Origin of the sequence: Streptococcus sp. CCUG 71758, assembly GCF_011714815.1 — a bacterium.
In the GTDB taxonomy this organism is placed as follows: domain Bacteria; phylum Bacillota; class Bacilli; order Lactobacillales; family Streptococcaceae; genus Streptococcus; species Streptococcus halitosis.
Genome location: NZ_RXXO01000001.1, coordinates 436,249 through 461,377 on the forward strand (window position 1 = coordinate 436,249; position 25,129 = coordinate 461,377).

The window sequence follows — 25,129 nt, forward strand, 5'->3', positions numbered from 1 at the left end:
ATATGGGATTATTTGACCGTTTATTCGGGAAAAAAGAAGAGCCGAAAATCGAAGATATTGTAAAAGAAGCTCTGGAAAATCTTGATTTGTCAGAAGAGGTTGAAGAAAACCAAACGGCAGTCGAAGAAACTTCTCAGGAAGAGACAGCAAGAGAAAAAGAAGAAGAAACACTTGCTCAAGAAGAAATTTCACAGGTCTCGACAGAAGAAGTGATTGAACCAGAAGCAGTCGAGGTAACTGCTCAGAAAGAGGTTGAGCTAGAAGTTGATGAGACGGAGCAAAGCCAAGAACCTAAAGAAGTTTTAGAAGGAGAGAGCCAAGAATCTCTAGAAGCTGGAGAAGAGCTAGCGTCTGAAGTAGTAGAAGAAGAAAGTCCCCAGCCTGAAGAAACTGTTCAGGAAAAATATGACCGCAGTCTCAAGAAAACCCGTACGGGATTCGGTGCTCGTTTGAATGCCTTCTTTGCCAACTTCCGTTCTGTCGATGAAGAATTCTTCGAGGAATTGGAAGAACTGCTCATCATGAGCGATGTCGGTGTGCAGGTCGCTTCAAACTTAACAGAAGAGCTACGTTATGAAGCTAAACTCGAAAACGCTAAGAAGCCTGACGCACTCCGTCGTGTCATTATCGAGAAATTGGTTGAACTCTATGAGAAGGATGGCAACTACGATGAACAAATCCATTTCCAAGATGGCTTGACAGTCATGCTCTTTGTTGGAGTGAATGGCGTTGGTAAAACCACCTCTATCGGAAAATTAGCTCATCGTTACAAGCAAGCTGGCAAGAAGGTCATGTTGGTTGCGGCAGATACATTCCGTGCCGGAGCTGTTGCCCAGCTAGCTGAATGGGGCCGCCGTGTTGATGTTCCTGTTGTGAGGGGGCCTGAAAAAGCTGATCCAGCTAGTGTAGTCTTTGATGGGATGGAACGTGCTGTAGCAGAAGGGATTGATATTCTTATGATTGATACAGCAGGCCGTCTGCAAAACAAGGACAACCTCATGGCCGAGTTGGAAAAGATTGGTCGCATTATCAAACGTGTCGTTCCAGAGGCACCCCATGAAACCTTCCTTGCCCTTGATGCTTCAACTGGACAGAATGCCTTGGTGCAAGCTAAAGAATTTTCTAAAATCACCCCAGTTACCGGTATTGTGTTGACCAAGATTGATGGAACTGCTCGTGGTGGTGTTGTTCTGGCAATTCGTGAAGAACTTAATATCCCAGTAAAATTAATTGGTTTCGGTGAAAAAATCGATGATATCGGGGAATTTAACTCAGAAAACTTTATGAAGGGTCTCTTAGAAGGCTTGATTTAATACAAAATAAATATCCTGCAAGTCAATCTTGCAGGATATTTTTGTTATTCTAAACGACCTTCTTCACGATAGGCGATATCTGGTTGCCAGGTCCATTTGGCACCATACTTCTCAAGTAAGTCAAAGCTAGCTTGAGGTCCCATACTTCCGGCTTTATAGTCATGAAGTGGAGCACCGTTTTCCGCCCAGAGCTCTTCGATACGGTCAATCAATTTCCATGAAGCACTTACCTCATCCCAGTGGCTAAAATTGGTTGAGTTGTTGTTCAAGACATCGTAGATTAATTTCTCGTAAGGATCAGGTGAGGCCCCAGTAGCAGTAGCATCTGTACGGTAATCCAAAGAGCTTGGTGCTAGGTTAAATTCTTCACCGACTTGCTTCCCATTGAGGCTGAGTGAGAATCCTTCAGTTGGTTGGATATAGATTGTCAAAATGTTTGGAGCAAGTGGTTCTCCAAAGATAGAGTCCATTTGCTTAAAGACGATATTGACATGAGTTCCTTTTTCAGTCAGACGTTTCCCTGTACGGAAGAAGAAGGGAACACCACGGAAACGATCGCTGTCTACAAAGAAGGCACCAGATGCAAAGGTTTCTGTTGTAGATTCTGGGTCGACATTTGGTTCGCTTCGATAAGAAATGTATTTCATGCCATCGATTTTACCAGAGCGATATTGACCACGGATAAACTGTTCTTTCAATTCTTCCTCAGTTGGATGATAGAGGTTTTTAAAGACCTTTATCTTTTCAGCACGAATCTCATCCTTTGTAAAGCTAGCTGGTTTGTCCATGGCCAGAAGAGAGAGGAGTTGGAGAGTATGGTTTTGCACCATATCACGAAGGGCACCAGATTGATCATAGTAGCCACCGCGTTCTTCAACACCCAAGCGTTCCGCAAAGGTAATTTGAATATTATCAATGTGCTCACGGTTCCAAACATTCTCAAAGATCATGTTGGCAAAACGAACAGCAAAGATACTCTGAATCATCTCTTTACCTAGGTAATGGTCGATACGGTAGATTTGCTCTTCATCAAAGGCTGCAAGGAGATCTTCATTGAGTTTGCTAGCTGTTTCGTAGTCTGTACCAAATGGTTTCTCAACGATTAAGCGCTCAAAACCTTTGCCATCAACAATGTTTTCAGATTTGAGGTGCTTGGCAATAGTTCCAAAGAACTGAGGTGCCATAGACAAGAAGAAGAGCTTGTTGTGTTCAGCTTGGTATTTTTCGTTTAGCTCAGCTTGTAATTGGCGCAAAGCAATGTAATGTTCCGTATCATTCACATCATGGCTTTGATAGTAGAAGTGGCTAGCAAATTCTTGGGCTTGCTCGGTACTATCTGCCAAATCAAGGATGGACTCGACAACTACAGATTCAAAATATTCTTTACTCCAAGGTCTACGAGCTGTTCCGATAACAGCAAAATGCTCAGAGAGATTGCCTGATTTATAGAGTCTGAAAAGGGAAGGGTAGAGTTTGCGTTTAGCTAAATCTCCACTCGCACCGAAAATTGTAACAATAACCTTTGATGACATCTAGCTACCTAATTTCTATATTTTTTCCTAGTTGGACTAGGGATGAGATTTTCTCATTGTCATAGATTTTATTTTATCATAATTTTCAAAAAAATCAAAAATCCAATACGCAATTAAAAAAGTGTAAGGAGAACCTTACACTTTTGTTTTATACATTTAAGACCTTGTCCAAGAACTCTTTTAGACGAGGGTGTTGCGGGTTGTCGAAGATTTGATCTGGAGTTCCATCTTCCAGGAACTCACCATCAGCCGTAAAGATAACACGATTGGCCACCTGACGAGCAAATCCCATCTCGTGGGTTACGATGATCATGGTCATGCCTTGCTCTGCTAATTCCTTCATAACGTTTAGTACATCTCCAACCATTTCAGGGTCAAGAGCGGAAGTTGGTTCATCAAAGAGCATAATATCAGGATTCATGGCAAGTCCACGAGCGATGGCTACACGCTGTTTCTGACCACCTGAAAGGCTATCTGGATTGGCATTAGCTTTATCTGCTAGTCCAACCTTTTCAAGCAACTCCATCCCCAATTTCTCAGCTTCTTCTTTGGTCATCCGTTTGTGTTCAATAGGAGCAAAAGTGATATTCTCTAGAACGGACATGTGAGGAAAGAGGTTGAAATGTTGGAAAACCATTCCCACGTTTTCGCGGACATGGTCGACATTGGTTGATTTGTCAGTCAAATCATAACCATTCACAGTGATGTGGCCACTCGTCACCTCCTCGAGAAGGTTAAGGCTACGGAGGAAAGTGGATTTACCAGAACCGGAAGGACCGATAATACAAACAACATCTCCTTCATAGAATTTAGTTGTAATGCCTTTTAAAACTTCATTTTTTCCATAATACTTATGCAAATCATTTACATCAATTTTTAGTTTTGCCATTAACGAATCCTCTTTTCTAAGCGTTTGGCTAGTCTAGTCAAAAGCGTGATAATTACAAGATAGAAGATAGCAAGGATTGCATACATCTTGAAACTTTGGTAGTTACGGGCGATGATAATCTTACCAGTTTGGAAAAGTTCCACCAAACCGATAGCAGACACGATGGTTGTATCTTTAAGAGCGATAACGAATTGGTTGACGAAGTTTGGCAACATCAATTTAGTCGCTTGTGGCAAGATAATCTTACGCATGGTTTTTCCATAAGAGATACCAAGACTGCGACTGGCTTCCATTTGCCCAACTGGAACAGCTTGAATCCCACCACGAACAATTTCAGCGATATAAGCAGCAGCATTGAGTGAGAGGGCAATAGTACCAGCTACAAAGTCATTAATTGGACTTTGTTGGCCTGTAATCGACTCGATGAAGTTTGGAATACCCCAGAAGATGAAGGCTGCAAGAATCATCAAGGGAATACCACGGATAACGTCAACGAAAATCTCAGAGATCAAACGAAGAGATTTGTATGGGCTAACACTAAACATACCAAAGATAATCCCGATGACAATAGCAATTGCAAATGAAATAAGCGCTAGAGCAAGAGTGATTCCAAGTCCACTAAGAAGTTGTTTGTAGTTGTTTTGAAGCAAGCCCCAGATAGTTGTTTCGTCAACCGTACTTGTAGAGTCAGTTGAAGTTTCGCTAGCTAGATACTTGTCAAGAATCTTTTGGAATTCTCCGTTAGCTTTGAGGTTCGCGAGTCCATTATTGAACATCTGGATCAATTCAGGGTTTGTTCCTTTTTTAACCGCAAAGGCTGTTTCACCGATTGGAGTTCCAGTGATTGGCGTTTTCAATTTTTGACCTTGGCTGATAGAATATTTTAGAACTGGCTCATCATCCATCACGGCATCAATAGATCCAGTATTCAGACTGTCATACATAGATGCGCCATCTGCGAAGGTTTTAATCTTATATCCGTATTTGTTTTGGTTTTCAGTAAGGAACGTTTGAGAAGCAGTCCCGTTTTTAACACCGACAGTTTTATCCTTGAGGTCTTCATAAGAAGCAATGGTGCTTGATTCTTTTACACCGAGAATCGTATTTGCTGTGTAGTATGATTCTGAGAAGTCGAAGGTTTCCTTACGGGCATCCGTTACAGACATACCAGCAATGATACCATCTGCTTGTCCTGCTTGTACAGCACTAATGGCTGCGTCAAATCCTGGGTTGGTAATTTCAATTTCAAAACCTTGGTCTTTAGCAATGGCCTTGATAAGGTCCATATCAATACCAGTGTATTGATTGCTTGAATTTTGAAAGACGAATGGGGCGAAAGATGAGTCGCTGGCAATAATGTACTTGCTTTTCACAGGAGTAGCTTTTTGTCCAGCAGCAGTAGTTGTCGTTGGAGTTGCCGTAGTTGTAGAAGCTGTCCATTTTTGGATGATTTGCTCCAAACTACCATCCTTTTTCATTTGTGCTAGGGCTTCATTAAACTCGGTAACCAAGTGTTCATACTTGCTCCCTTTCTTGACACCAAAGGCAAAGCTTCCAACAGCCTCACCATCCATATTGATGCTGAGATCTTGTCCTTGGTTAATCGCATACTCAATAACAGGTTTATCATCCATGATGGCATTTACAGCACCAGCACTTAGACTGTTATTCATCAAATCACCTGTATCAAAAGTTTTGATAGAGAAACCGTATTTATCTTTGATACTTTCGAGGAAACGTTGAGCGGCAGTTCCGTTCTTAACACCAACTGTTTTCCCGCTGAGTTCCTCATATTTGGTGATTTTATTTGCCTTAGTGGTAGCAATGACAACTTTTGTATCATAATAGGTATCAGACATGGTAAAGACATTTTCACGTTCTTTTGTTTTTGTCATACCTGCCATAATGGCATCTGCTTGACCTGACTGCACTGCATTTACAGCTGCGTCAAAGCCAGGATAAGACATTTGGATGTTCCATCCTTTGATTTCTGCGACTTTATTGATAATATCAACATCAATCCCTTTGTAGGTTTGATCTGAATCTTTAAACTCAAAAGGCGCGTAAGCTGTATCAGACACAATCTTAACAGTATCAGCTTTTGCCATACCTAGTGAGAAAATGGGAAATAAAATGAGCAAACATGCTAGTATTTTTTTCTTCATTTTTAGTCTCCTTTTCCGAATATTTTTCCATTATACCAGAAAAAAGGTGAAAAGGCAAATTTTATGAATTTTATGTAAGAAAATATAACATGAATTGCTCGTTCTTATCAGTTTGGAGAAGAGTCTGAAAAGCAAATTTATGGTAAAATAGAAAGATAGAAAAATGCAGATGAGGCAATCATGATTAATCGAATTACAGATAATAAATTTAAACTAGTATCAAAATATGAACCTTCAGGAGATCAACCTCAGGCAATTGAGCAGTTGGTTGATAATATCGAAGGTGGAGAAAAGGCTCAGATTCTGATGGGGGCGACGGGTACAGGGAAGACCTATACCATGAGTCAGGTCATTTCCAAAGTCAATAAACCAACTTTGGTCATTGCCCATAACAAAACCCTAGCTGGTCAGCTCTATGGGGAGTTCAAGGAATTTTTCCCTGAAAATGCTGTTGAGTACTTCGTATCTTACTATGATTATTATCAACCAGAGGCCTATGTCCCTTCGAGCGATACCTATATTGAGAAGGATAGCTCGGTTAATGATGAGATTGACAAGCTCCGTCACTCAGCGACTTCAGCCCTTCTGGAGCGCAATGATGTCATCGTCGTAGCTTCTGTCTCTTGTATCTATGGTTTGGGTTCGCCAAAGGAATATGCTGATAGTGTCGTTAGTCTCCGTCCAGGTCTGGAGATTTCTCGTGATAAACTCTTGAATGACTTGGTGGATATTCAGTTTGAACGCAATGATATTGATTTCCAACGGGGAAGATTTCGCGTTCGTGGGGATGTAGTGGAGATTTTCCCAGCTTCCCGAGATGAACATGCCTTTCGAGTAGAGTTTTTCGGGGATGAGATTGACCGTATCCGTGAAGTTGAGGCTTTGACAGGTCAGGTATTGGGAGAGGTCGATCATTTGGCGATTTTCCCTGCCACTCACTTTGTGACCAATGACGACCATATGGAAGTTGCTATTGCCAAGATTCAAGCAGAGTTAGAAGAGCAGTTAGCTGTCTTTGAGAAGGAAGGTAAACTGCTAGAAGCCCAGCGTTTGAAACAGCGAACAGAGTATGATATTGAGATGTTACGTGAGATGGGTTATACAAATGGGGTTGAGAACTACTCTCGTCATATGGATGGTCGAAGCGAGGGAGAGCCTCCTTATACGCTTCTTGACTTCTTCCCAGATGATTTCTTGATTATGATTGATGAAAGTCACATGACTATGGGGCAAATCAAGGGAATGTACAATGGAGACCGTTCGCGTAAGGAAATGCTAGTTAATTATGGTTTCCGTTTGCCGTCCGCCTTGGACAATCGTCCTCTCCGTCGGGAGGAGTTTGAAAGTCATGTGCACCAGATTGTATACGTTTCAGCGACACCAGGCGACTATGAAAATGAACAGACCGAGACAGTGATTGAGCAAATCATTCGTCCGACAGGACTTCTAGATCCTGAAGTGGAAGTTCGTCCAACTATGGGACAGATTGATGACCTCCTAGGTGAAATCAATGCCCGTGTTGAAAAGAATGAACGAACCTTTATTACCACCTTGACCAAGAAGATGGCAGAAGACTTGACCAACTACTTCAAGGAAATGGGCATCAAGGTCAAGTATATGCACTCGGATATCAAGACTTTGGAACGGACGGAGATTATCCGAGACCTACGCTTGGGTGTTTTTGATGTCTTGGTCGGAATCAATTTGCTCCGTGAAGGGATTGACGTACCTGAAGTAAGTTTGGTTGCTATTCTAGATGCTGACAAGGAAGGTTTCCTTCGTAACGAACGTGGACTTATCCAGACCATTGGACGTGCTGCTCGTAACAGCGAAGGGCATGTGATTATGTATGCGGACACGATGACTCAGTCTATGCAAAAAGCCATTGATGAAACGGCTCGTCGTCGGAAAATCCAGATGGCCTATAATGAAGAACATGGTATTGTACCACAAACCATTAAGAAAGAAATCCGTGATCTTATTGCCGTGACCAAGGCAGTTGCCAAGGAAGAGGACAAGGAAGTCGATATCAATAGTCTCAACAAACAAGAACGCAAGGAACTCGTCAAGAAACTAGAAAGACAAATGCAAGAAGCCGTCGAAGTGCTTGACTTTGAACTGGCAGCCCAGATTCGTGATATGATGTTGGAAGTGAAGGCGTTGGGGTAGAGAGGCCCTTAAGTCAAATTTAATTAGCCAAATTGCTATTTCCTTGTTTCAGTAGTCTAGATATGAAGAAAACGGTGAAAATGAATAAAAGAAATTCAAATACAAAAAAGAATCTATCAAGGAAAGAAAGTTTTCAGCATTGGCTAGATTCTCATAAAATTATAGGTTTCTTCTTAGTCCTTTTTCTAATCTTAGGAATAGGACTAGGTATTAATTTTATTTTTGAAAGCCTCCCACTTCCTTTACTATACAGAGATATTAACTATAGTTTTCCATTATATGCAAATCTTTTTTGTCTGGTCTACAGAATATTTGACTATTGGTTTCTAGATTTATCCAGGTTAAGGATGACTCTAACCAGATTTGCTGGATTATTCATCTATCTTAATAGTATCGGTTTAGTGGTCCATCTGTTTTTCGGAGTTAGTGGGAAAAACAGTAAAGGGATTTTACCATCTCTCTTATCACTAGATTACCGCTATATCTGGTTTCCTATCGCAACTTATATGCTATTCTTTTTCTTGGGATTGGTCCTTTTACTTCTTGCTAAACATTTAGAAAAGAAGAAATTGAAGAAATGATTGTAATACCTCTTTCATCTATTCTTGTCAATATAGGTCATTATATATAATTATCACTGTCAGAGTATCTTATCATAATACCATGACTTAGTTAATGCTTTTATCGTGAAATCCCCAAAAATATATTTTAATAACTTAGAAAGCGAGCAAATTCATGTCCCGTGCCCAATCAACTATTTTAACCAATATCTGTCTAATTGAAGACCTTAAAAATCAACGTGTAGTCATGCAATATCGCTCTCCTGAAAACAATCGCTGGTCTGGCTACGCCTTTCCAGGAGGTCATGTTGAGAATGGCGAGGCTTTCGCAGAGTCTGTCATACGTGAAATCTACGAAGAAACAGGTTTGACGATTCATAATCCCCAACTGGTCGGTATTAAAAATTGGCCCTTAGATACAGGTGAACGCTACATCGTCTTTTGTTACAAGGCGACAGAGTTTACTGGAAGTCTTCAATCGTCCGAAGAAGGAGAAGTATCTTGGGTGCAAAAAGACCAGATTCCAAATTTGGAACTGGCCTATGATATGTTGCCTTTGATGGAAATGATGGAAGCACCTGACAAGTCTGAATTTTTCTATCGCCATCGTACAGAGGACGGCTGGGAAAAAGAAATTTTCTAGTCTTTTACTAAATAACCTAACTGATCCAAGGCCTCCTCGATATAGTGGAGGTCTTGTTGTGTCTCGGCTTCAACAAGGTGGTAATGGATGCCGTCTGTCAATTCAGAAAGGGGTCTAAAGTCTGAATTCTCGACTTGTTCCAGAAAGTGCTGGACATCTCGGCGACAGGTGAGTTTGAGATGGGTTTCAATTTCTCCATAAACGGGATGATCGATTAAGATATTTTGAACGCGTCCGCCATTATCTACAATGGCTAGTAGTTCCTGACCGATTTCTTCCAGTTCATGTTTCACTTTAAAGAGTTTGTGGACGTAGGGACTGGCATCATTTTCTTTGTAGATATAACCACGATTGGTGGATAGGATAGGAGCCCCATCTGCTCGGAGAATAGCGATATCCTGTACGATGACTTGGCGCGTAACATGAAAGTGTTCAGCCAAGGTTTGACCATTGAGAGCTTTTGGCGCCTCTTTTAATAGTTTGAGAAGAGCTTGTTTGCGATCCGTTGTCATAGTTTTTCCTTTTAGCGACGTTTTCGAAGCACTTTATAGACAGCTAGTGCTAATGTATAGTCAACCATACTATGGACGATTGTGCCAAAACCAACTAGGACAAAGAGAACATAAAACATATTTTCAACATTTGTTCCTGAAGTAGCATAAAAGATGATACAAGCTAGTACTTCAGCGATAGCATGAACAACACCCAAAACAAAGTTAAAAATCCAAGATGCCTTTGGTTTATCCAAGGTTTCAGGGAATTTCTTTAAGTACAAAGCCCCCAAAGTACCAAAAACGATGTGAGAAAAGGCGCGTAGGACAATAACCATAGGGTAGCCTGCCATCAGGAAACCGAGACTCGAAGCAATAATCACAAAAGCAGCCATCAAAGGTGATAGGAACATGGCGATAAAGATGGGGATATGACTTCCCAAGGTGTAAGAAGCCGGTGGGATAACGATTTTAAAAGGCATAATGATTGGAATCAAAATCGCTATTGCAGTGAGTAGGGCAGTCATAGTCATAAACTGCGTTTTTTTCCGTATATCCATAAGAACCTCCATTTATCTGTATATACATAAGTATAGTACAATAAATCACCAATCAAGTCAAGAAGCATTAGTAATTTTTAAGGGATATTTGATTAAATGTGGTAAAGAATACTGGGAACTTAATTCTTATGTTTTAACTACTAAACTCCACCTTCAGGACGAAAGTGGAGTTGTTTTTTTATTTCTTCAAGGTTTCGAGACGTGGGACAATCATTACAGTCAAGATGGCTGAGATAACCAATTCGGCGATTGAGTTTGTAGAGATAACAGTTGCTAGGAGTTTTTGGATATTGCCATCGAAGACATTTCCAAAAAGGAAGAAGATTCCACCAAGGACAAAGACGGTGTTGGTAAGGGAACCAAGGGCACCAGCTAGGATTAGCCCAGTTTTATTTTTCATCAGTTTATAGACCAAGTAAGGTGTCAGACCGATCAAAATGCGAGGGACAATAGCGATAATCGCAGAATAGATGTTTCCGTTCGGTACGAATGGAGAAAAGAGGTAGCTGGTTGGAAGGATGGTAATCGTGTTTACCGTTAAGCTTAGCAGTCCCATCAAGAAACCAAGTGTAACACCAACTCGTGGGCCGTAAATGATACTAGCAATGATTACTGGAATATGAACGATAGTTGGTTTAATTGGAAATGGGAAAAGATTAAATAGGAGAGAGCTCAAAAAGTGGATAACGAGCATAACTGCAAAAAAGATAGCAATTGGGGCAATGTTAGAGCGTTTGTTCATCGAGGGTTTCCTTTATTCTTTCTAATATAGTATTCAGGTCAGCTAGGGCGCCTTTGCCGTGATCGCCACAGGCTAGTAAAGATTCTTTTGGGGAGATAATCTGATAACCATAGGTCTCTAATGTTTTTAGATTAGCCTGAGTTGCCGGATGGTCATACATTTTTGTATTCATGGCTGGTGCGACTAACTTTTTGACGTGGTTTGGCAGGGCAAGCGCTGTGCTTGTCACCATGTTGTCAGCAAATCCGTGGGCTAACTTTGCGATGGTATTAGCAGTAGCAGGGGCTACAATAAAAAGGTCAGTCCTTTTGCCTAGTTCGATATGATTGACTTGATCAGGAGCGGGTTCCTTCATGACATTAAGGTGGACAGGATTTTGAGAGAGGACCTGTAGTGTCAACGGTTGGATAAACTCTGTAGCAGCCTGAGTCATTAAGACAGTGACATGATGGCCTTGTTTCTTCAAGGAACTGACTAGGTCAGCTGATTTATAGGAGGCAATGGAACCTGTCACTGCGATGAGAATATTTGCCATGGCTTTCCTTTCTATGAATCGTATGCTTGAATTTTTTTAAGGAGGAGATTTGCAATTTCCTCTTTGGTTTGAACGGTTTGAAGATGATCATTCTCAACAAAGATAGCTCGGTGTCGATTTGCTGAAATTTGAGTCAGGTCATTTGCAATGATCAAGTCTGCTTGGTTCTTGATAAGACTCTGTCTAGCAATTTCTATGAGATAATCTTCAGAGACATCAACCAGCAGTTTAAAACCAATCAGATGAATATCAGGATTCCATTCTTTGACTAGAGAGATGATTTTGGGTGTTTTTTTCAGAAATAAAACCTGAACCTCATCAGTTGAAGAAATCTTAGCTTGATGATTCTGCTTGTTTAAGAATTCTTCTAGATTGGAGCTAGCCTGTACCTCCTCAAGCCCCGTCATATAAACAGGAGTATAGTCGGACACAGCCATTGAGTGGATTAAGACCTGATAATCCTTAACAAGATCTTGCATCACAACTAGAAGGTCGTTGGTATTATTAATTTCTCGAATGCTTAGGTTGGGATGAGGTTCTGGCTTAATAGCACTAGGAGTAGTAATCAAACAAACCTCATGACCAGCAGCAAGTAGGGCTTCGGTGATGATTTTCCCCAAGCGACCAGTCGAGTGATTAGTGATAGAGCGGACGCTATCGATAGCTTCACTGGTACCGCCTGACGTAACTAAAATTTTCATAGGACTATTGTACCAAAAAATAAAATAGAATCAAAAGAAAGCGTTTGTTTTTTTATCTAATTTTCCAGCAAGATTATAGTTTTTAGCTATAAAAACTTATAAAAAGTAAAAAAGACGACTAAAATTGGCCTTAAAACTTTATGTTTATAAACTTTACTAAGCTTTTTGTATGTGAAAAAACTTTTTTTGTGTTATAATGAGTTATCATATTAGAGGTTAGAGGAGTTTTGAATGAAAACAGATATTGAAATCGCACAGAGTATTGAGTTGAAACCAATCGTTGATGTTGTTGAGAAACTTGGTATTTCTTACGATGATTTGGAATTGTATGGAAAGTACAAGGCTAAGCTCAGCTTTGATAAAATTCGTGCAGTTGAGAACAATCCAGTTGGAAAATTGATCTTGGTTACTGCCATCAACCCAACACCTGCAGGTGAGGGGAAATCAACTATTACCATTGGTCTGGCAGACGCCTTGAACAAAATCGGCAAGAAAACCATGATTGCTATTCGCGAACCGTCTCTTGGCCCAGTAATGGGGATTAAGGGTGGTGCTGCTGGTGGTGGTTATGCCCAAGTCCTACCAATGGAAGACATCAATCTCCACTTTACTGGGGATATGCATGCCATTACAACTGCCAACAATGCTCTTTCAGCCTTGATTGACAACCACTTGCACCAAGGAAATGAGCTGGGAATTGACCAACGTCGTATTCTCTGGAAACGTGTTGTGGACTTGAACGACCGCGCCCTTCGTCATGTAACCGTTGGACTTGGTAGTCCTCTAAATGGTATTCCTCGTGAGGATGGTTTTGATATTACAGTTGCCTCTGAAATCATGGCTATTCTTTGCTTGGCTACGGACATCGAGGATTTGAAACGCCGTTTGGCTAACATCGTTATCGGCTATCGCTATGACCGAACACCTGTTTCTGTTGGTGATTTGCAGGTTGAGGGTGCTTTAGCATTAATTTTGAAAGATGCTATCAAACCAAATCTGGTTCAGACAATTTATGGTACACCTGCCTTTGTACATGGTGGTCCATTTGCTAATATCGCTCATGGATGTAACTCTGTTTTGGCAACAAGCACAGCCCTTCGCTTGGCTGATTATACGGTTACTGAAGCTGGTTTTGGTGCAGACCTTGGTGCTGAGAAATTCCTTGACATTAAGACACCAAACTTGCCTACATCTCCAGATGCAGTTATCATCGTCGCTACCCTTCGTGCCCTTAAGATGAATGGTGGTGTAGCTAAGGACGCTTTGACAGAGGAAAATGTAGAAGCAGTTCGTTCAGGTTTTGCTAACTTGAAACGCCACGTTGAGAACATCCGTAAGTTCGGTATTCCAGCAGTTGTAGCTATCAATGAATTTGTTTCTGATACAGAGGCTGAAATCGCAGCCTTGAAGGAACTTTGTGCCTCAATCGATGTACCAGTAGAATTGGCTAGTGTCTGGGCTGATGGCGCAGAAGGTGGTGTAAAACTTGCCGAAACGCTTGTCAATACAATCTCAGAAAATCCAGCTAACTACACACGTCTTTATGACAATGACCTTTCTGTCCAAGAAAAGATTGAAAAGATTGTTACAGAGATCTATCGTGGTAGCAAAGTGAACTTTGAGAAGAAAGCCCAAACGCAAATTGCTCAAATCGTTCAGAATGGTTGGGACAAATTGCCAATCTGTATGGCGAAAACTCAGTACAGTTTCTCTGACAATCCAAATGCACTTGGAGCACCAGAAAACTTTGAAATTACCATCCGTGAATTGGTACCAAAATTAGGTGCAGGCTTCATCGTTGCCCTAACTGGTGATGTTATGACCATGCCAGGCCTTCCAAAACGACCTGCCGCTCTCAACATGGATGTTGAAAGCGATGGAACCGTTTTAGGATTGTTCTAGTATATTGCAATTGATTTCAAATGAGTTTGGAAAAGCTATCCAAGCTCATTTTCGATTTTAGAAAGAGAAATATATGCCAACGATTCGAACAGTAAGGGAGTCTGATATTCCAGACCTACTTGCTATTTATGCTCCCTATGTCCTTAATACAGCCATTACATTTGAATATGAGGTGCCAAGTGTTGAAGAATTTCAAAGACCTTGCTTAAATATCCTTATCTAGTGCTAGAGGAAGAAGGCAAAATTTTGGGATATGCCTATGCCTCCACCTATTATGATAGGAGAGCTTATGATTGGTCAGTTGAAGTGTCAATTTACTTGCACCAAGAAGCCAAAGGTCGAGGGTTAGGGAGTCTACTCTATGACTGTCTGGAGGAAGAATTAGTGTCAAGGGGTTACTTACGCTTCTTAGCTTGTATCGCTTTGCCAAATGATAGGAGCATTTCTCTTCACCGAAAGAGGGGCTATGAACAAGTAGCTCATTTCCCTAAGATAGGCTATAAGTTTGAAAAATGGCATGATATCGTTTGGATGCAAAAGTCATTGACTCCTCCTGATGATATGAAAGAGTAGAATTCCACACGCAATCAGTCTAGCTAAAGATATTTTCCCTAATTTTTGATATAATAGAAACATTGACTTCAAGAGTAAGGAAGAGAAAATGAACGCATTATTGAATGGAATGAATGACCGTCAGGCTGAGGCGGTGCAAACGACAGAAGGGCCCTTGTTAATCATGGCGGGGGCTGGTTCTGGGAAGACCCGAGTTTTGACCCATCGTATTGCTTATTTGATTGATGAGAAGATGGTCAATCCTTGGAATATTTTGGCCATTACCTTTACCAATAAGGCTGCGCGTGAGATGAAGGAGCGTGCCTATGGGCTCAATCCAGCAACCCAGGACTGTCTGATTGCGACCTTTCACTCCATGTGTGTTCGTATCCTACGTCGCGATGCGGATCATATTGGCTACAACCGCAATTTTACCATAGTAGATCCTGGTGAGCAACGTACTCTCATGAAACGCATTCTCAAGCAGTTGAACTTGGATCCTAAAAAATGGAATGAACGGACTATTTTGGGAACCATTTCCAATGCTAAGAATGACCTGATTGATGATGTCGCTTATGCTGCTCAGGCTGGTGATATGTATACGCAAATCGTAGCCCAGTGTTATACAGCCTATCAGAAAGAGCTTCGTCAGTCAGAGTCTGTTGATTTTGATGATTTGATTATGCTGACCCTGCGTCTCTTTGATCAGAATCCTGATGTTTTGACCTACTATCAGCAGAAGTTCCAGTACATTCACGTTGATGAGTACCAAGATACCAACCATGCCCAGTACCAATTGGTCAAGCTTTTGGCTTCACGCTTTAAAAATATCTGTGTTGTTGGGGATGCGGACCAGTCTATCTACGGTTGGCGTGGTGCTGATATGCAGAATATCTTGGATTTTGAGAAAGATTACCCTCAAGCCAAGGTCGTTTTGTTGGAAGAAAATTATCGTTCAACCAAAACCATTCTCCAAGCAGCCAACGATGTCATCAAAAACAATAAAAATCGTCGACCTAAGAATCTCTGGACCCAGAATGCTGATGGGGAACAGATTATTTACTATCGTGCAAATGACGAACAAGATGAGGCTGTTTTTGTAGCCAAAACCATAGATGAACTTGGTCGTAGTCAAAACTTCCTCCACAAGGATTTTGCAGTTCTTTATCGAACCAATGCGCAATCTCGTACTATTGAGGAGGCCCTCCTCAAGTCCAATATCCCTTATACTATGGTTGGTGGGACCAAGTTCTACAGCCGTAAGGAAATTCGCGATATTATTGCCTACCTTAATCTTATTGCTAATTTGAGTGACAATATCAGTTTTGAGCGCATTATCAACGAGCCAAAACGTGGAATTGGACCAGGAACCGTTGAAAAAATCCGTGATTTTGCGAATATGCAAGATATGTCCATGCTAGATGCTTCAGCCAATATCATGTTATCTGGTATCAAAGGCAAGGCAGCCCAGTCTATCTGGGATTTTGCCAATATGATTCTGGATTTGCGGGAAAAACTGGATCAATTAACTATCACCGAGCTGGTTGAGGCTGTTCTAGAAAAAACTGGTTATATCGATATTCTCAATGCCCAAGCGACCTTAGAAAGCAAGGCGCGAGTTGAAAATATCGAAGAGTTCCTATCTGTTACCAAGAATTTTGACGACAATCCTGATAGTCAAGAAGAGGAAACAGGTTTGGACAAACTCAGTCGATTCTTGAATGACTTGGCTTTGATTGCAGACACGGATTCGGGCAGTCAAGAGACATCTGAGGTGACTTTGATGACACTCCATGCAGCTAAGGGACTTGAGTTCCCAGTTGTTTTTATCATCGGAATGGAGGAAAATGTCTTTCCCCTTAGCCGTGCAGCTGAAGATCCAGATGAGCTAGAAGAAGAACGCCGTTTGGCCTATGTCGGTATCACACGCGCAGAAAAGATCCTTTATCTGACCAATGCCAACTCTCGCTTGCTTTTTGGGCGTACCAACTACAATCGTCCAACTCGTTTTATCAATGAAATTAGTTCGGACTTGCTTGAGTATCAAGGTTTGGCCCGTCCAGCGAATACTAGCTTTAAAGCCTCTTATAGCAGTGGTGGGATTGCTTTCGGTCAAGGAATGAGTTTGGCTCAGGCGCTTCAAGAACGGAAACGTAATGCCGCACCAAGCTCTATCCAGTCAAGTGGTCTTCCATTTGGACAGTTTGCAGGAGGAAATAAAAAAGATTCAAGCGATACCAACTGGTCTATTGGAGATATTGCTCTCCACAAGAAGTGGGGAGAGGGAACTGTTCTGGAAGTCTCTGGTAGCGGTGATGCTCAGGAGTTGAAAATCACTTTCCCAGAAGTCGGTCTGAAAAAACTCCTAGCCAGCGTTGCCCCAATTGAGAAAAAAATCTAATTTTTCATCCTCCTCACGAATAATAAAGTGAGGAGGATTTTTATGTACAGTATTTCATTCCAAGAAGATTCACTCTTGCCTAGAGAAAGACTAGTCAAAGAGGGAGTAGAGGCTCTAAGCAATCAAGAGTTGTTAGCTATTTTGCTCAGAACGGGAACGCGTCAGGCAAATGTCTTTGAAATTGCCCAAAAAGTCTTGAATAGTCTTAACAGTCTAACCGATTTGAAAAAAATGACCCTACAGGAATTGCAGAGTCTGTCTGGTATAGGGCGAATAAAAGCCATTGAATTACAAGCGGTGATTGAACTAGGGCATCGTATTCACAAACACGAAACTCTTGAGATGGAAAGTATTCTCAGTAGTCAAAAGCTAGCCAAGAAAATGCAACAGGAACTTGGTGACAAAAAACAAGAGCACCTAGTGGCGCTCTATCTCAATACTCAAAATCAAATCATCCATCAGCAAACTATTTTTATCGGATCTGCGACACGCAGCATCGCTGAACCACGGGAAATTCTTCACTATGCCCTCAAGCATATGGCTACCTCAGTGATTCTCGTTCACAATCATCCATCTGGTGCTGTATCTCCTAGTCGAAACGACGACCATGTCACTAAACTAGTCAAGGAAGCCTGCGAACTGATGGGAATTGTTTTCTTGGACCATCTGATTGTCTCGCACTCGGATTACTTTAGTTACCGTGAAAAGACAGATCTGATTTAAAGTTCATTAACAACATAGTCAAACAATGTTTTATCCTTGGGACGATTTTCAAATAAAAATTCTGGATGCCATTGGACGCCGAGAAAGGCGATATCATCTGTCGTTGTGACTGCCTCAATAATCTTATCCTTGGGATCATAGGCCACAACCTTAAGATTAGGAGCTAGATCCTTAATACTCTGATGGTGGAAAGAATTGATATGCGAGATTTCTCCATAGATTTCTCGGAGAACGGTATCTGGTTCAGTAAGGAGACGCTGGGTCGTGTATTCGGCTGAACAATCCTGCCAGTGGTCTTCGATATCTTGATGAAGTGTGCCTCCCATGGCAACGTTAAAAAGCTGGGTACCTCGACAAACTGAGAAAATTGGTTTCTTTTGCTTAATCGCTTCTCTGATAAGGGCTAATTCAAAAAGGTCTCTTTGAAGGTGGTAGTCATCACTATCGATGGTTTTGGGTTCACCATAGAATTTTGGATCAACATTTTGCCCACCTGTTAGGATGAGTTTATCAATCATCGTGATGTAATGGATTGCCATTTCTTGATTACCAATCGGTAGGATGATGGGAATTCCACCAGCGTCCTTGACTCCTTCAACAAAGCCTTTTGCTGCATAGCTCATCATGATATCATCATCTGGATGAGCTTTTTCGTTTCCTGTAATCCCAATAACTGGTTTATTCATAAATGCTTTCGCTTTCTAATCCTCTTTCCGCATAAAATAGAGGAGGGTTTGGAGTTCACTTGTCAAATCGACATACTGAACGACCACATCTTTTGGAAGGTGCAGGTGGACAGGAGAAAAACTGAGAATGCCTTTTATACCAGCATCGACCAAAAGATTGGCAACTTCTTGTGATTTAACACTTGGAACTGTTAGGATAGCAGTTTTGACATCTGCTTCTTTAATTTTTTCCTTGATCTGAGAGATACCATAGATTGGAATCCCGTCAGGTGTCTGGGTGCCAACTTCTGGATGATCATCTAGGTCAAAGGCCATGATGATTTTCATCTTGTTTCGCTCGTGGAAGCGGTAGTGGAGAAGGGCATGGCCCATATTTCCAATCCCAACCAACATAACATTGGTGATGGAGTTATCATTTAGGAGATCAGCAAAAAAATTCATCAATTTTTTGACATCATAGCCAAATCCACGACGTCCAAGTTCACCAAAGTAGGAAAAATCTCGACGAACGGTCGCAGAATCGATACCGATAGCCTCTGCAATTTGTTTGGAGTTGGCACGTTCGATTTTCTCGGCATGAAATCTCTTGAAAATTCGATAGTAAAGAGAGAGTCTTTTTGCTGTTGCTTTTGGAATAGCAGACTGTTTAATTTTCACAAAATCACAACCTTTCTATCCTTCTATTTTATAGAAACATTGTGAAAAAATCAACAAAAATCAACGAAAATAAGAAAAAACTAAGAGAATTCTTAGTTTTAATCTGAAAAATTAGTTTGTGATAAAAAACGGTAGAGATCGCCAACTAATCCTTGATAAATCACTTTATCATTCAGTGTTAAGGAGCTAATTAGGAGAGTGTCGGGCAGGGTGACACAGCCTGATAGGGCTAGCATAAGCTCTTCGTAATCGGCAAATTCAAGTGTGCGTTCTACTTGATAGCTATCTTTATATGTGAGATGATACATAGCAAATTATCTTTCTTCTTTTGTGAAGATTCCGCGTTCTACAAGACTGTCCATGAGGAAGTAGAACTTCTCTTGGTGGATATGGTGTTCTTCAGATTTAAAGATATTCACCAAACGAAGACCGGATTTGTCAGTGATATTAATTTTAACACCTGTAAGCTCTTTATTGATGATAATTTTCAGTTGGAAACCTTCACCACTGTTAGGAACTTTTTCAAGTAAACGAGTCAGTTCGTAGTTTCCGACTTTTGTTTCAAAGAAAGTATTGTCTTTGAGTGTAAACTTTTTTACAGATGGACTGAGTGTATAGTCGTAGCGACAGTTTTGTAGTTTAATGGTTTTTTCGAATGCCATTAGGTTAATCTCCAATAATATTTTTTAAGGTTTGTGCCAGTTGTTTCAGTTCTATTTCGGTATTAAGAGGAGAAAGACTGATACGGACAGACTCTTTTAAACGATGGGAATCCGATCCATAAAGAGCTTCGAGTACATGACTGGTCTGCACAATACCAGCAGTACAGGCGGAACCGGTTGAGATTGAAATTCCTTCTAGGTCTAACCGAAGCAAAAGCAAATCATTTTTTTGACCAGGGAAACCGATATTGAAAACATAAGGCAGTTGATCTTGACCCTCATTGAGATAAAAATTGAGTTCCGCAATTTCATCAAGAAAAGCAGATTTTAAACCCTCTAGTTTTTGGTAATAGTCAGCCTGATGATCCAAGTCTTCTTTGAGGGCAGCAGCCATGCCTACAATGGCAGCGAGATTTTCTGTTCCAGCCCGTTTCTTTTGTTCTTGGTCTCCACCGTGAAGGTAGGAATCAAAGTCCGCGGAAGATGCATAAAGAAAGCCGATTCCTTTTGGTCCATGGAATTTGTGTGCGGAAGCACTGAGGAAATCAATTCCTAATTCTTCTGGATGGATAGGGATTTTTCCGATAGCTTGAACAGCATCAACATGATAAGCAGCAGGATGTTCTTTTAAAACCTGTCCAATCTCAGCGATAGGTAAGAGACTACCTGTTTCATTATTGGCATACATGGTAGAAACGAGGATGGTATCGTCACGTAAAGCTTCTTGAATCTGCTGCGCCGTAATCTCTTGATTTACTGGTTGGATGATGGTAGCTTCAAAGCCAAAATGTTGAACCAGATAATCAATGGTTTCAAGGACAGAATGGTGTTCAATAGCTGTGGTGATGATGTGTTTGCCACGTTCTTGATGACGGAGACAATAGCCGATAATGGCTGTATTGTTACTCTCTGTTCCCCCAGATGTGAAAAAGATTCGTTGTGGCTTGGTTCCTAGTAAGTGAGCTAACTCCTGACGGGCTTCACGGAGTAGTTTACCAGCATGGCGACCATGACTGTGAATACTTGAAGGATTCCCATGGGTTTCTTGCATGACCTTGGTCATTTCTGCGAGAGCTACTGCTGACATTGGAGTAGTAGCAGCATTGTCCAAATAGATCAAAGAATCACCTTATTCCTTTCTATTATATGCAAAGAGTGGGCTAACTGGTTTTCTTTCGTGGATACGGACGATGGCATCACCAATCAATTCGCTAGCGGTGATATAACATACATTTTCTGGAGTTCTTTCTTTGGTTGCTACAGAGTCTGTCACAAGGATTTCTTTAATGTTAGTCGCGTCTAGAAGTTCAGCAGCTCCTTCTACAAAGAGTCCGTGACTAGATACGGCATAGATCTCAGTAGCACCTCCGTGTTCGACTATTTTTGCTGCTTCTGAGAAAGTACGTCCAGTATTTAGGATATCATCAATCAAAATGGCCTTCTTGCCTTCAACATCACCGATGATATAGCCTTGGCTACGCTCTGAATCGTCTTGAGCATAGTCGATGATTGCGATTGGTGCATCTAAATATTCAGCTAAGCTACGGGCACGTTTGACACCAGAGTTTTTTGGACTAACAACAACGACATCTGATCCCAGCAACCCTTTATCGCTGTAGTGTTTAGCAAAGAGAGGAATTGTATAGAGGTTATCTACTGGAATGTCAAAGAAACCTTGAACCTGAACAGCGTGGAGGTCAAGTGTTAGAACACGACTTACACCAGCCTTGACAAGCATATTTGCAACCAGTTTTGCAGTGAGGGGTTCGCGAGAAGAAGCGATACGATCCTGACGAGCATAACCAAAGTAAGGAAGGACAACGTTGATACTATGAGCACTTGCACGTACACAAGCATCAACCATGATTAATAACTCCATCAAGTGGTTGCTAACGGGGTAGCTGGTTGATTGGATGATGTAGACATCGTAACCACGGACACTCTCTTCAATGTTGACCTGGATTTCACCATCAGAAAATTGGCGAGAAGATAATTTTCCGAGAGGTACCCCAACTGTTTCCGCGATTTTTTGTGCAATTTCATGATTGGAATTAAGTGCAAAAAGTTTCATGTTGTTTCTATCTGACATTATAGACCGTCCTCTGTAAACTCTAAATATTTTATCTTCATTATTTTACCAAAAAATGGAGATTATTTCAGCATTTTTTCATGCTTTTAATAAAACGAATTAATTTTGAAGGAGCTTTTTGGTAAGTAATACCATTTTCTGAAAGAAATTGCTGAAAATCTCGTTTTCCTTCCTCGTGATCGGTGACTTCTAGCTCCAGTTCGTAGTCTGTATGATCAAAGTAGTGACTTTCATCTAGTGCCATTAGACCAATCGACGTTTCCATTTCGTAACGAAGGGTTGAAAGGCAACCTAGAATAAGCCAATCATGACTTTCAATGCCAATCTTAGTGAGCTTCTCTAGAACGAGTCCTTGAGGAAGTATTTGTTTTTCTAGGTAAGATTCAGCCTCTGGAAGATTCAGTTTCTGATTGTATTCCATATTTCCTACAGTTTGTGGCACTTTCAAGGTCAACTCCGCCCAATCTGAAAAGATGCGAATGCGCATGGCAACCTTTTTTTCACGCAATTGGAAATCAGGTGTATCAATGTAGTAGTTTTTCTGTAGGACGGGTTGGATATGGGAAAACTGTTCTTTTAAATGATCGTAATCCTCTTTTTTCAGTAGTGTTTTCAGTTCAATTTCTAAATGTTTCATTTTTTTAACCTTTTCTATATCTTTGAAAGCGATTTATGGTATAATGTACAATGTATTTATTGTATACGAATGTACTGAAAAAATCAAAGATTTTCGACAGGGCAATCAAACATTACAAGGGAGAAAATATGACCATAGAATGGGAAGAATTTTTAGATCCTTACATTCAAGCTGTTGGTGAATTGAAGATTAAGCTTCGTGGAATTCGAAAACAATATCGTAAACAAAACAAGCACTCTCCGATTGAGTTTGTTACTGGACGGGTGAAGCCGATTGAAAGTATCAAAGAAAAAATGGCTCGTCGAGGAATTACTTATGCAACTCTGGAAAATGACCTGCAAGATATCGCAGGGCTGCGTGTCATGGTTCAATTTGTAGATGATGTTCAGGAGGTTGTTGCAATTTTACGCAAACGCCATGATATGAGAGTCGTTCAGGAACGGGATTATATCACCCATCGGAAGGCTTCGGGCTATCGCTCCTATCATGTGGTGGTAGAGTATACAGTTGACACCATCAGTGGTGTCAAGACGATTCTGGCTGAAATTCAAATCCGGACCTTGGCTATGAATTTCTGGGCTACCATTGAGCATTCGCTCAATTATAAGTATCAGGGGGATTTCCCAGAAGAAATCAAAAAAAGACTAGAAATCACGGCCAAAATTGCTCATCAACTAGATGAAGAAATGGGGAAGATTCGAGATGACATTCAGGAAGCGCAGGCTCTCTTTGATCCTTTGAGTAGAAAACTAAACGACGGTGTAGGAAATAGTGACGATACAGATGAAGAATACAGGTAAACGAGTTGACCTCATAGCTAATAGAAAGCCACAGAGTCAGAAAGTTTTACATAAACTGAGAGAAAAACTCAAAAAACAGCATTTTATAATTAATGATACAAATCCCGACATCGTCATTTCGATTGGCGGGGATGGGATGCTTTTGTCTGCCTTTCATAAGTATGAGAATCAGTTAGATAAAGTTCGATTTATTGGCGTACATACAGGACACTTGGGATTTTATACAGATTATCGCGATTTTGAGTTGGATCAGTTGGTTACCAATCTCCTACTAGATACTGGAGCCAAAGTTTCCTATCCTGTTTTGAATGTCAAGGTAACGCTTGAAAATGGAGAAGTGAAAATCTTCCGGGCCTTAAATGAAGCGAGTATCCGTCGATCAGACCGGACCATGGTTGCGGATATCATCATTAACCATGTTCCGTTCGAGCGATTTCGTGGAGATGGAGTGACTGTTTCAACGCCGACGGGAAGCACTGCCTATAACAAGTCCTTGGGGGGAGCTGTTTTACACCCTACTATTGAAGCCTTGCAACTGACAGAAATAGCGAGTCTTAATAACCGAGTTTATCGCACTCTGGGATCATCAATCATTATTCCCAAAAAAGATAAGATTGAACTCTTACCGACTCGTAATGACTATCACACGTTATCGGTTGACAATAGTATCTATTCCTTCCGTAATATCGAACGGGTTGAGTATCAAATCGACCATCATAAGATTCACTTCGTAGCGACTCCAAGTCACACTAGTTTCTGGAATCGTGTCAAAGATGCCTTCATCGGCGAGGTGGACGAATGAGGTTTGAATTTATCGCAGATGAACATGTCAAAGTCAAAACCTTTCTTAAGAAACACGAGGTTTCTAAAGGACTGTTGGCTAAGATAAAGTTTCGAGGTGGGGCTATCTTGGTCAATGATCAACCTCAAAATGCGACTTATCTCTTAGATGTTGGAGACAGGGTTATCATTGATATTCCAGCAGAGGAAGGCTTTGAAACTCTTGAAGCCATTGATCGTCCTCTAGATATCTTGTATGAGGATGACCATTTTCTGGTTTTAAATAAGCCTTATGGAGTAGCATCCATCCCAAGTGTCAATCACTCCAATACCATTGCCAATTTTATCAAGGGCTACTATGTCAAGCAAAATTATGAAAACCAGCAAGTTCACATCGTGACTAGGCTAGATAGAGATACATCTGGTTTGATGCTTTTTGCCAAGCACGGCTACGCTCATGCACGTTTAGACAAGCAACTGCAACGAAAGTCTATCGAGAAACGCTACTTTGCTTTGGTTAAAGGAGCTGGTGTCTTGGAGACTGAAGGGGAGATTATCGCCCCGATTGCGCGTGATGAAGATTCCATTATCACGAGACGAGTTGCCAAGGGTGGGAAATACGCCCATACATCATATAAAGTTGTAGCTTCTTACGGAAATATTCACTTGGTCGATATTCAACTGCATACTGGACGAACTCATCAGATCCGAGTGCATTTTTCTCACATCGGTTTTCCTCTTTTAGGAGACGATCTCTATGGAGGAAGCTTAGACGACGGCATTCAGCGTCAGGCCTTGCATTGTCATTATTTATCTTTTTATCATCCCTTTCTAGAGCACGATTTGCAACTAGAAAGCCCCTTACCGGATGATTTCAGCAATCTTATTACTCAGTTATCAACTAATACTCTTTAAAATCTATTTGGAGTATAATTTATTT

General features: G+C 41.0%; 24 protein-coding genes and 1 pseudogene. 10 read left to right on the forward strand and 15 right to left on the reverse strand.

Going from position 1 to position 25,129, the window contains the following annotated elements; all coding sequences use genetic code 11:
* Nucleotides 1-2 precede the first annotated feature (2 nt).
* Nucleotides 3-1,313: a signal recognition particle-docking protein FtsY gene (ftsY, locus tag EKB01_RS02215; protein ID WP_084857542.1), complete on the forward strand. Its 1,311-nt coding sequence runs from the start codon at nt 3-5 to the stop codon at nt 1,311-1,313.
* Between the two features lie 44 nt (nt 1,314-1,357).
* On the opposite strand, the gene zwf is transcribed toward ftsY, so the two are convergent.
* From zwf to EKB01_RS02230, 3 genes are all read right to left on the reverse strand, one after another.
* On the reverse strand, nt 1,358-2,845 hold the full coding sequence (gene zwf / locus EKB01_RS02220; RefSeq protein WP_084857539.1) for a glucose-6-phosphate dehydrogenase: 1,488 nt from the start codon (nt 2,843-2,845) through the stop codon (nt 1,358-1,360).
* 148 nt (nt 2,846-2,993) lie between these two features.
* Entirely contained in the window at nt 2,994-3,734 is a 741-nt protein-coding gene (locus EKB01_RS02225; RefSeq protein WP_007516801.1) for an amino acid ABC transporter ATP-binding protein, read from the reverse strand.
* Nucleotides 3,734-5,899, reverse strand: a complete 2,166-nt coding sequence (locus tag EKB01_RS02230; RefSeq protein ID WP_033585323.1) for an ABC transporter substrate-binding protein/permease — start codon at nt 5,897-5,899, stop codon at nt 3,734-3,736. The genes EKB01_RS02225 and EKB01_RS02230 overlap by 1 nt, the downstream gene beginning before the upstream one ends.
* Nucleotides 5,900-6,079: 180 nt before the next feature.
* Between EKB01_RS02230 and uvrB the strand changes: the two genes are divergently transcribed.
* Together uvrB and EKB01_RS02240 are read left to right on the forward strand one after the other, a co-directional pair.
* Entirely contained in the window at nt 6,080-8,068 is a 1,989-nt protein-coding gene (gene uvrB / locus EKB01_RS02235; RefSeq protein WP_167265547.1) for an excinuclease ABC subunit UvrB, read from the forward strand.
* Between the two features lie 735 nt (nt 8,069-8,803).
* Nucleotides 8,804-9,271, forward strand: coding sequence for an 8-oxo-dGTP diphosphatase (locus EKB01_RS02240; RefSeq protein ID WP_033585320.1), 468 nt, complete (start codon nt 8,804-8,806; stop codon nt 9,269-9,271).
* Here the strand turns inward: EKB01_RS02240 and EKB01_RS02245 are convergent.
* From EKB01_RS02245 to coaB, 5 genes are all read right to left on the reverse strand, one after another.
* Nucleotides 9,268-9,783: a transcription repressor NadR gene (locus EKB01_RS02245; protein ID WP_000205862.1), complete on the reverse strand. Its 516-nt coding sequence runs from the start codon at nt 9,781-9,783 to the stop codon at nt 9,268-9,270. The genes EKB01_RS02240 and EKB01_RS02245 overlap by 4 nt on opposite strands.
* An 11-nt stretch (nt 9,784-9,794) precedes the next feature.
* Nucleotides 9,795-10,322, reverse strand: a complete 528-nt coding sequence (locus tag EKB01_RS02250; RefSeq protein WP_000354641.1) for an ECF transporter S component — start codon at nt 10,320-10,322, stop codon at nt 9,795-9,797.
* A 178-nt stretch (nt 10,323-10,500) separates the two neighbouring features.
* Nucleotides 10,501-11,064, reverse strand: coding sequence for an ECF transporter S component (locus EKB01_RS02255; RefSeq protein WP_033585319.1), 564 nt, complete (start codon nt 11,062-11,064; stop codon nt 10,501-10,503).
* Nucleotides 11,048-11,599 (reverse strand): phosphopantothenoylcysteine decarboxylase, encoded by a 552-nt coding sequence (coaC, locus tag EKB01_RS02260; RefSeq protein WP_033585317.1) that lies wholly within the window; start codon nt 11,597-11,599, stop codon nt 11,048-11,050. The genes EKB01_RS02255 and coaC overlap by 17 nt, the downstream gene beginning before the upstream one ends.
* Nucleotides 11,600-11,610: 11 nt before the next feature.
* A complete protein-coding gene (gene coaB / locus EKB01_RS02265; RefSeq protein WP_033585316.1) occupies nt 11,611-12,300 on the reverse strand; it encodes a phosphopantothenate--cysteine ligase in 690 nt (229 codons plus the stop codon).
* A 231-nt stretch (nt 12,301-12,531) separates the two neighbouring features.
* On the opposite strand from coaB, the gene EKB01_RS02270 reads away from it, so the two are divergent.
* The 4 genes and pseudogenes from EKB01_RS02270 to radC all read left to right on the forward strand — a co-directional run bounded on the left by EKB01_RS02270 (nt 12,532) and on the right by radC (nt 17,878).
* Nucleotides 12,532-14,202 (forward strand): formate--tetrahydrofolate ligase, encoded by a 1,671-nt coding sequence (locus tag EKB01_RS02270; RefSeq protein WP_167265549.1) that lies wholly within the window; start codon nt 12,532-12,534, stop codon nt 14,200-14,202.
* Nucleotides 14,203-14,275: 73 nt separating this feature from the next.
* Nucleotides 14,276-14,775, forward strand: a pseudogene (locus EKB01_RS02275) (N-acetyltransferase family protein).
* An 88-nt stretch (nt 14,776-14,863) separates the two neighbouring features.
* The gene (pcrA, locus tag EKB01_RS02280; RefSeq protein ID WP_167265551.1) at nt 14,864-17,155 is read left to right on the forward strand and encodes a DNA helicase PcrA; all 2,292 of its coding nucleotides are present in this window, start codon (nt 14,864-14,866) and stop codon (nt 17,153-17,155) included.
* A gap of 42 nt (nt 17,156-17,197) precedes the next feature.
* On the forward strand, nt 17,198-17,878 hold the full coding sequence (gene radC / locus EKB01_RS02285; protein WP_000286939.1) for a DNA repair protein RadC: 681 nt from the start codon (nt 17,198-17,200) through the stop codon (nt 17,876-17,878).
* Here radC and EKB01_RS02290 read toward each other — a convergent pair.
* The 7 genes from EKB01_RS02290 to EKB01_RS02320 form a co-directional block, all read right to left on the reverse strand.
* Nucleotides 17,875-18,564, reverse strand: a complete 690-nt coding sequence (locus EKB01_RS02290) for a gamma-glutamyl-gamma-aminobutyrate hydrolase family protein (RefSeq protein ID WP_167265553.1) — start codon at nt 18,562-18,564, stop codon at nt 17,875-17,877. The genes radC and EKB01_RS02290 overlap by 4 nt on opposite strands.
* Nucleotides 18,565-18,579: 15 nt before the next feature.
* Entirely contained in the window at nt 18,580-19,221 is a 642-nt protein-coding gene (locus EKB01_RS02295; RefSeq protein ID WP_000695081.1) for a redox-sensing transcriptional repressor Rex, read from the reverse strand.
* 98 nt (nt 19,222-19,319) lie between these two features.
* Entirely contained in the window at nt 19,320-19,529 is a 210-nt protein-coding gene (locus EKB01_RS02300) for a DUF4649 family protein (protein WP_167265555.1), read from the reverse strand.
* A 6-nt stretch (nt 19,530-19,535) separates the two neighbouring features.
* A complete protein-coding gene (locus EKB01_RS02305; RefSeq protein ID WP_000863521.1) occupies nt 19,536-19,883 on the reverse strand; it encodes a DUF1831 domain-containing protein in 348 nt (115 codons plus the stop codon).
* A 4-nt stretch (nt 19,884-19,887) separates the two neighbouring features.
* Nucleotides 19,888-21,003 (reverse strand): cysteine desulfurase family protein, encoded by a 1,116-nt coding sequence (locus tag EKB01_RS02310; RefSeq protein ID WP_167265557.1) that lies wholly within the window; start codon nt 21,001-21,003, stop codon nt 19,888-19,890.
* A gap of 9 nt (nt 21,004-21,012) precedes the next feature.
* Nucleotides 21,013-21,972 (reverse strand): ribose-phosphate diphosphokinase, encoded by a 960-nt coding sequence (locus tag EKB01_RS02315; RefSeq protein ID WP_167265559.1) that lies wholly within the window; start codon nt 21,970-21,972, stop codon nt 21,013-21,015.
* A 67-nt stretch (nt 21,973-22,039) separates the two neighbouring features.
* A complete protein-coding gene (locus EKB01_RS02320; protein ID WP_167265561.1) occupies nt 22,040-22,609 on the reverse strand; it encodes a CYTH domain-containing protein in 570 nt (189 codons plus the stop codon).
* Nucleotides 22,610-22,737: 128 nt separating this feature from the next.
* Here EKB01_RS02320 and EKB01_RS02325 point away from each other — a divergent pair, with 128 nt between their 5' ends.
* From EKB01_RS02325 to EKB01_RS02335, 3 genes are read left to right on the forward strand one after another with little or no spacing between them, the layout of a single operon-like run.
* On the forward strand, nt 22,738-23,409 hold the full coding sequence (locus EKB01_RS02325; protein ID WP_167265563.1) for a GTP pyrophosphokinase family protein: 672 nt from the start codon (nt 22,738-22,740) through the stop codon (nt 23,407-23,409).
* A complete protein-coding gene (locus EKB01_RS02330; protein WP_167265564.1) occupies nt 23,393-24,211 on the forward strand; it encodes an NAD kinase in 819 nt (272 codons plus the stop codon). Before EKB01_RS02325 ends, EKB01_RS02330 begins: the two co-directional genes overlap by 17 nt.
* Nucleotides 24,208-25,104 carry an RluA family pseudouridine synthase gene (locus tag EKB01_RS02335; RefSeq protein WP_167265566.1) on the forward strand — a complete coding sequence of 299 codons (897 nt, stop codon included), beginning with the start codon at nt 24,208-24,210 and terminating at the stop codon, nt 25,102-25,104. Before EKB01_RS02330 ends, EKB01_RS02335 begins: the two co-directional genes overlap by 4 nt.
* Nucleotides 25,105-25,129 lie beyond the last annotated feature (25 nt).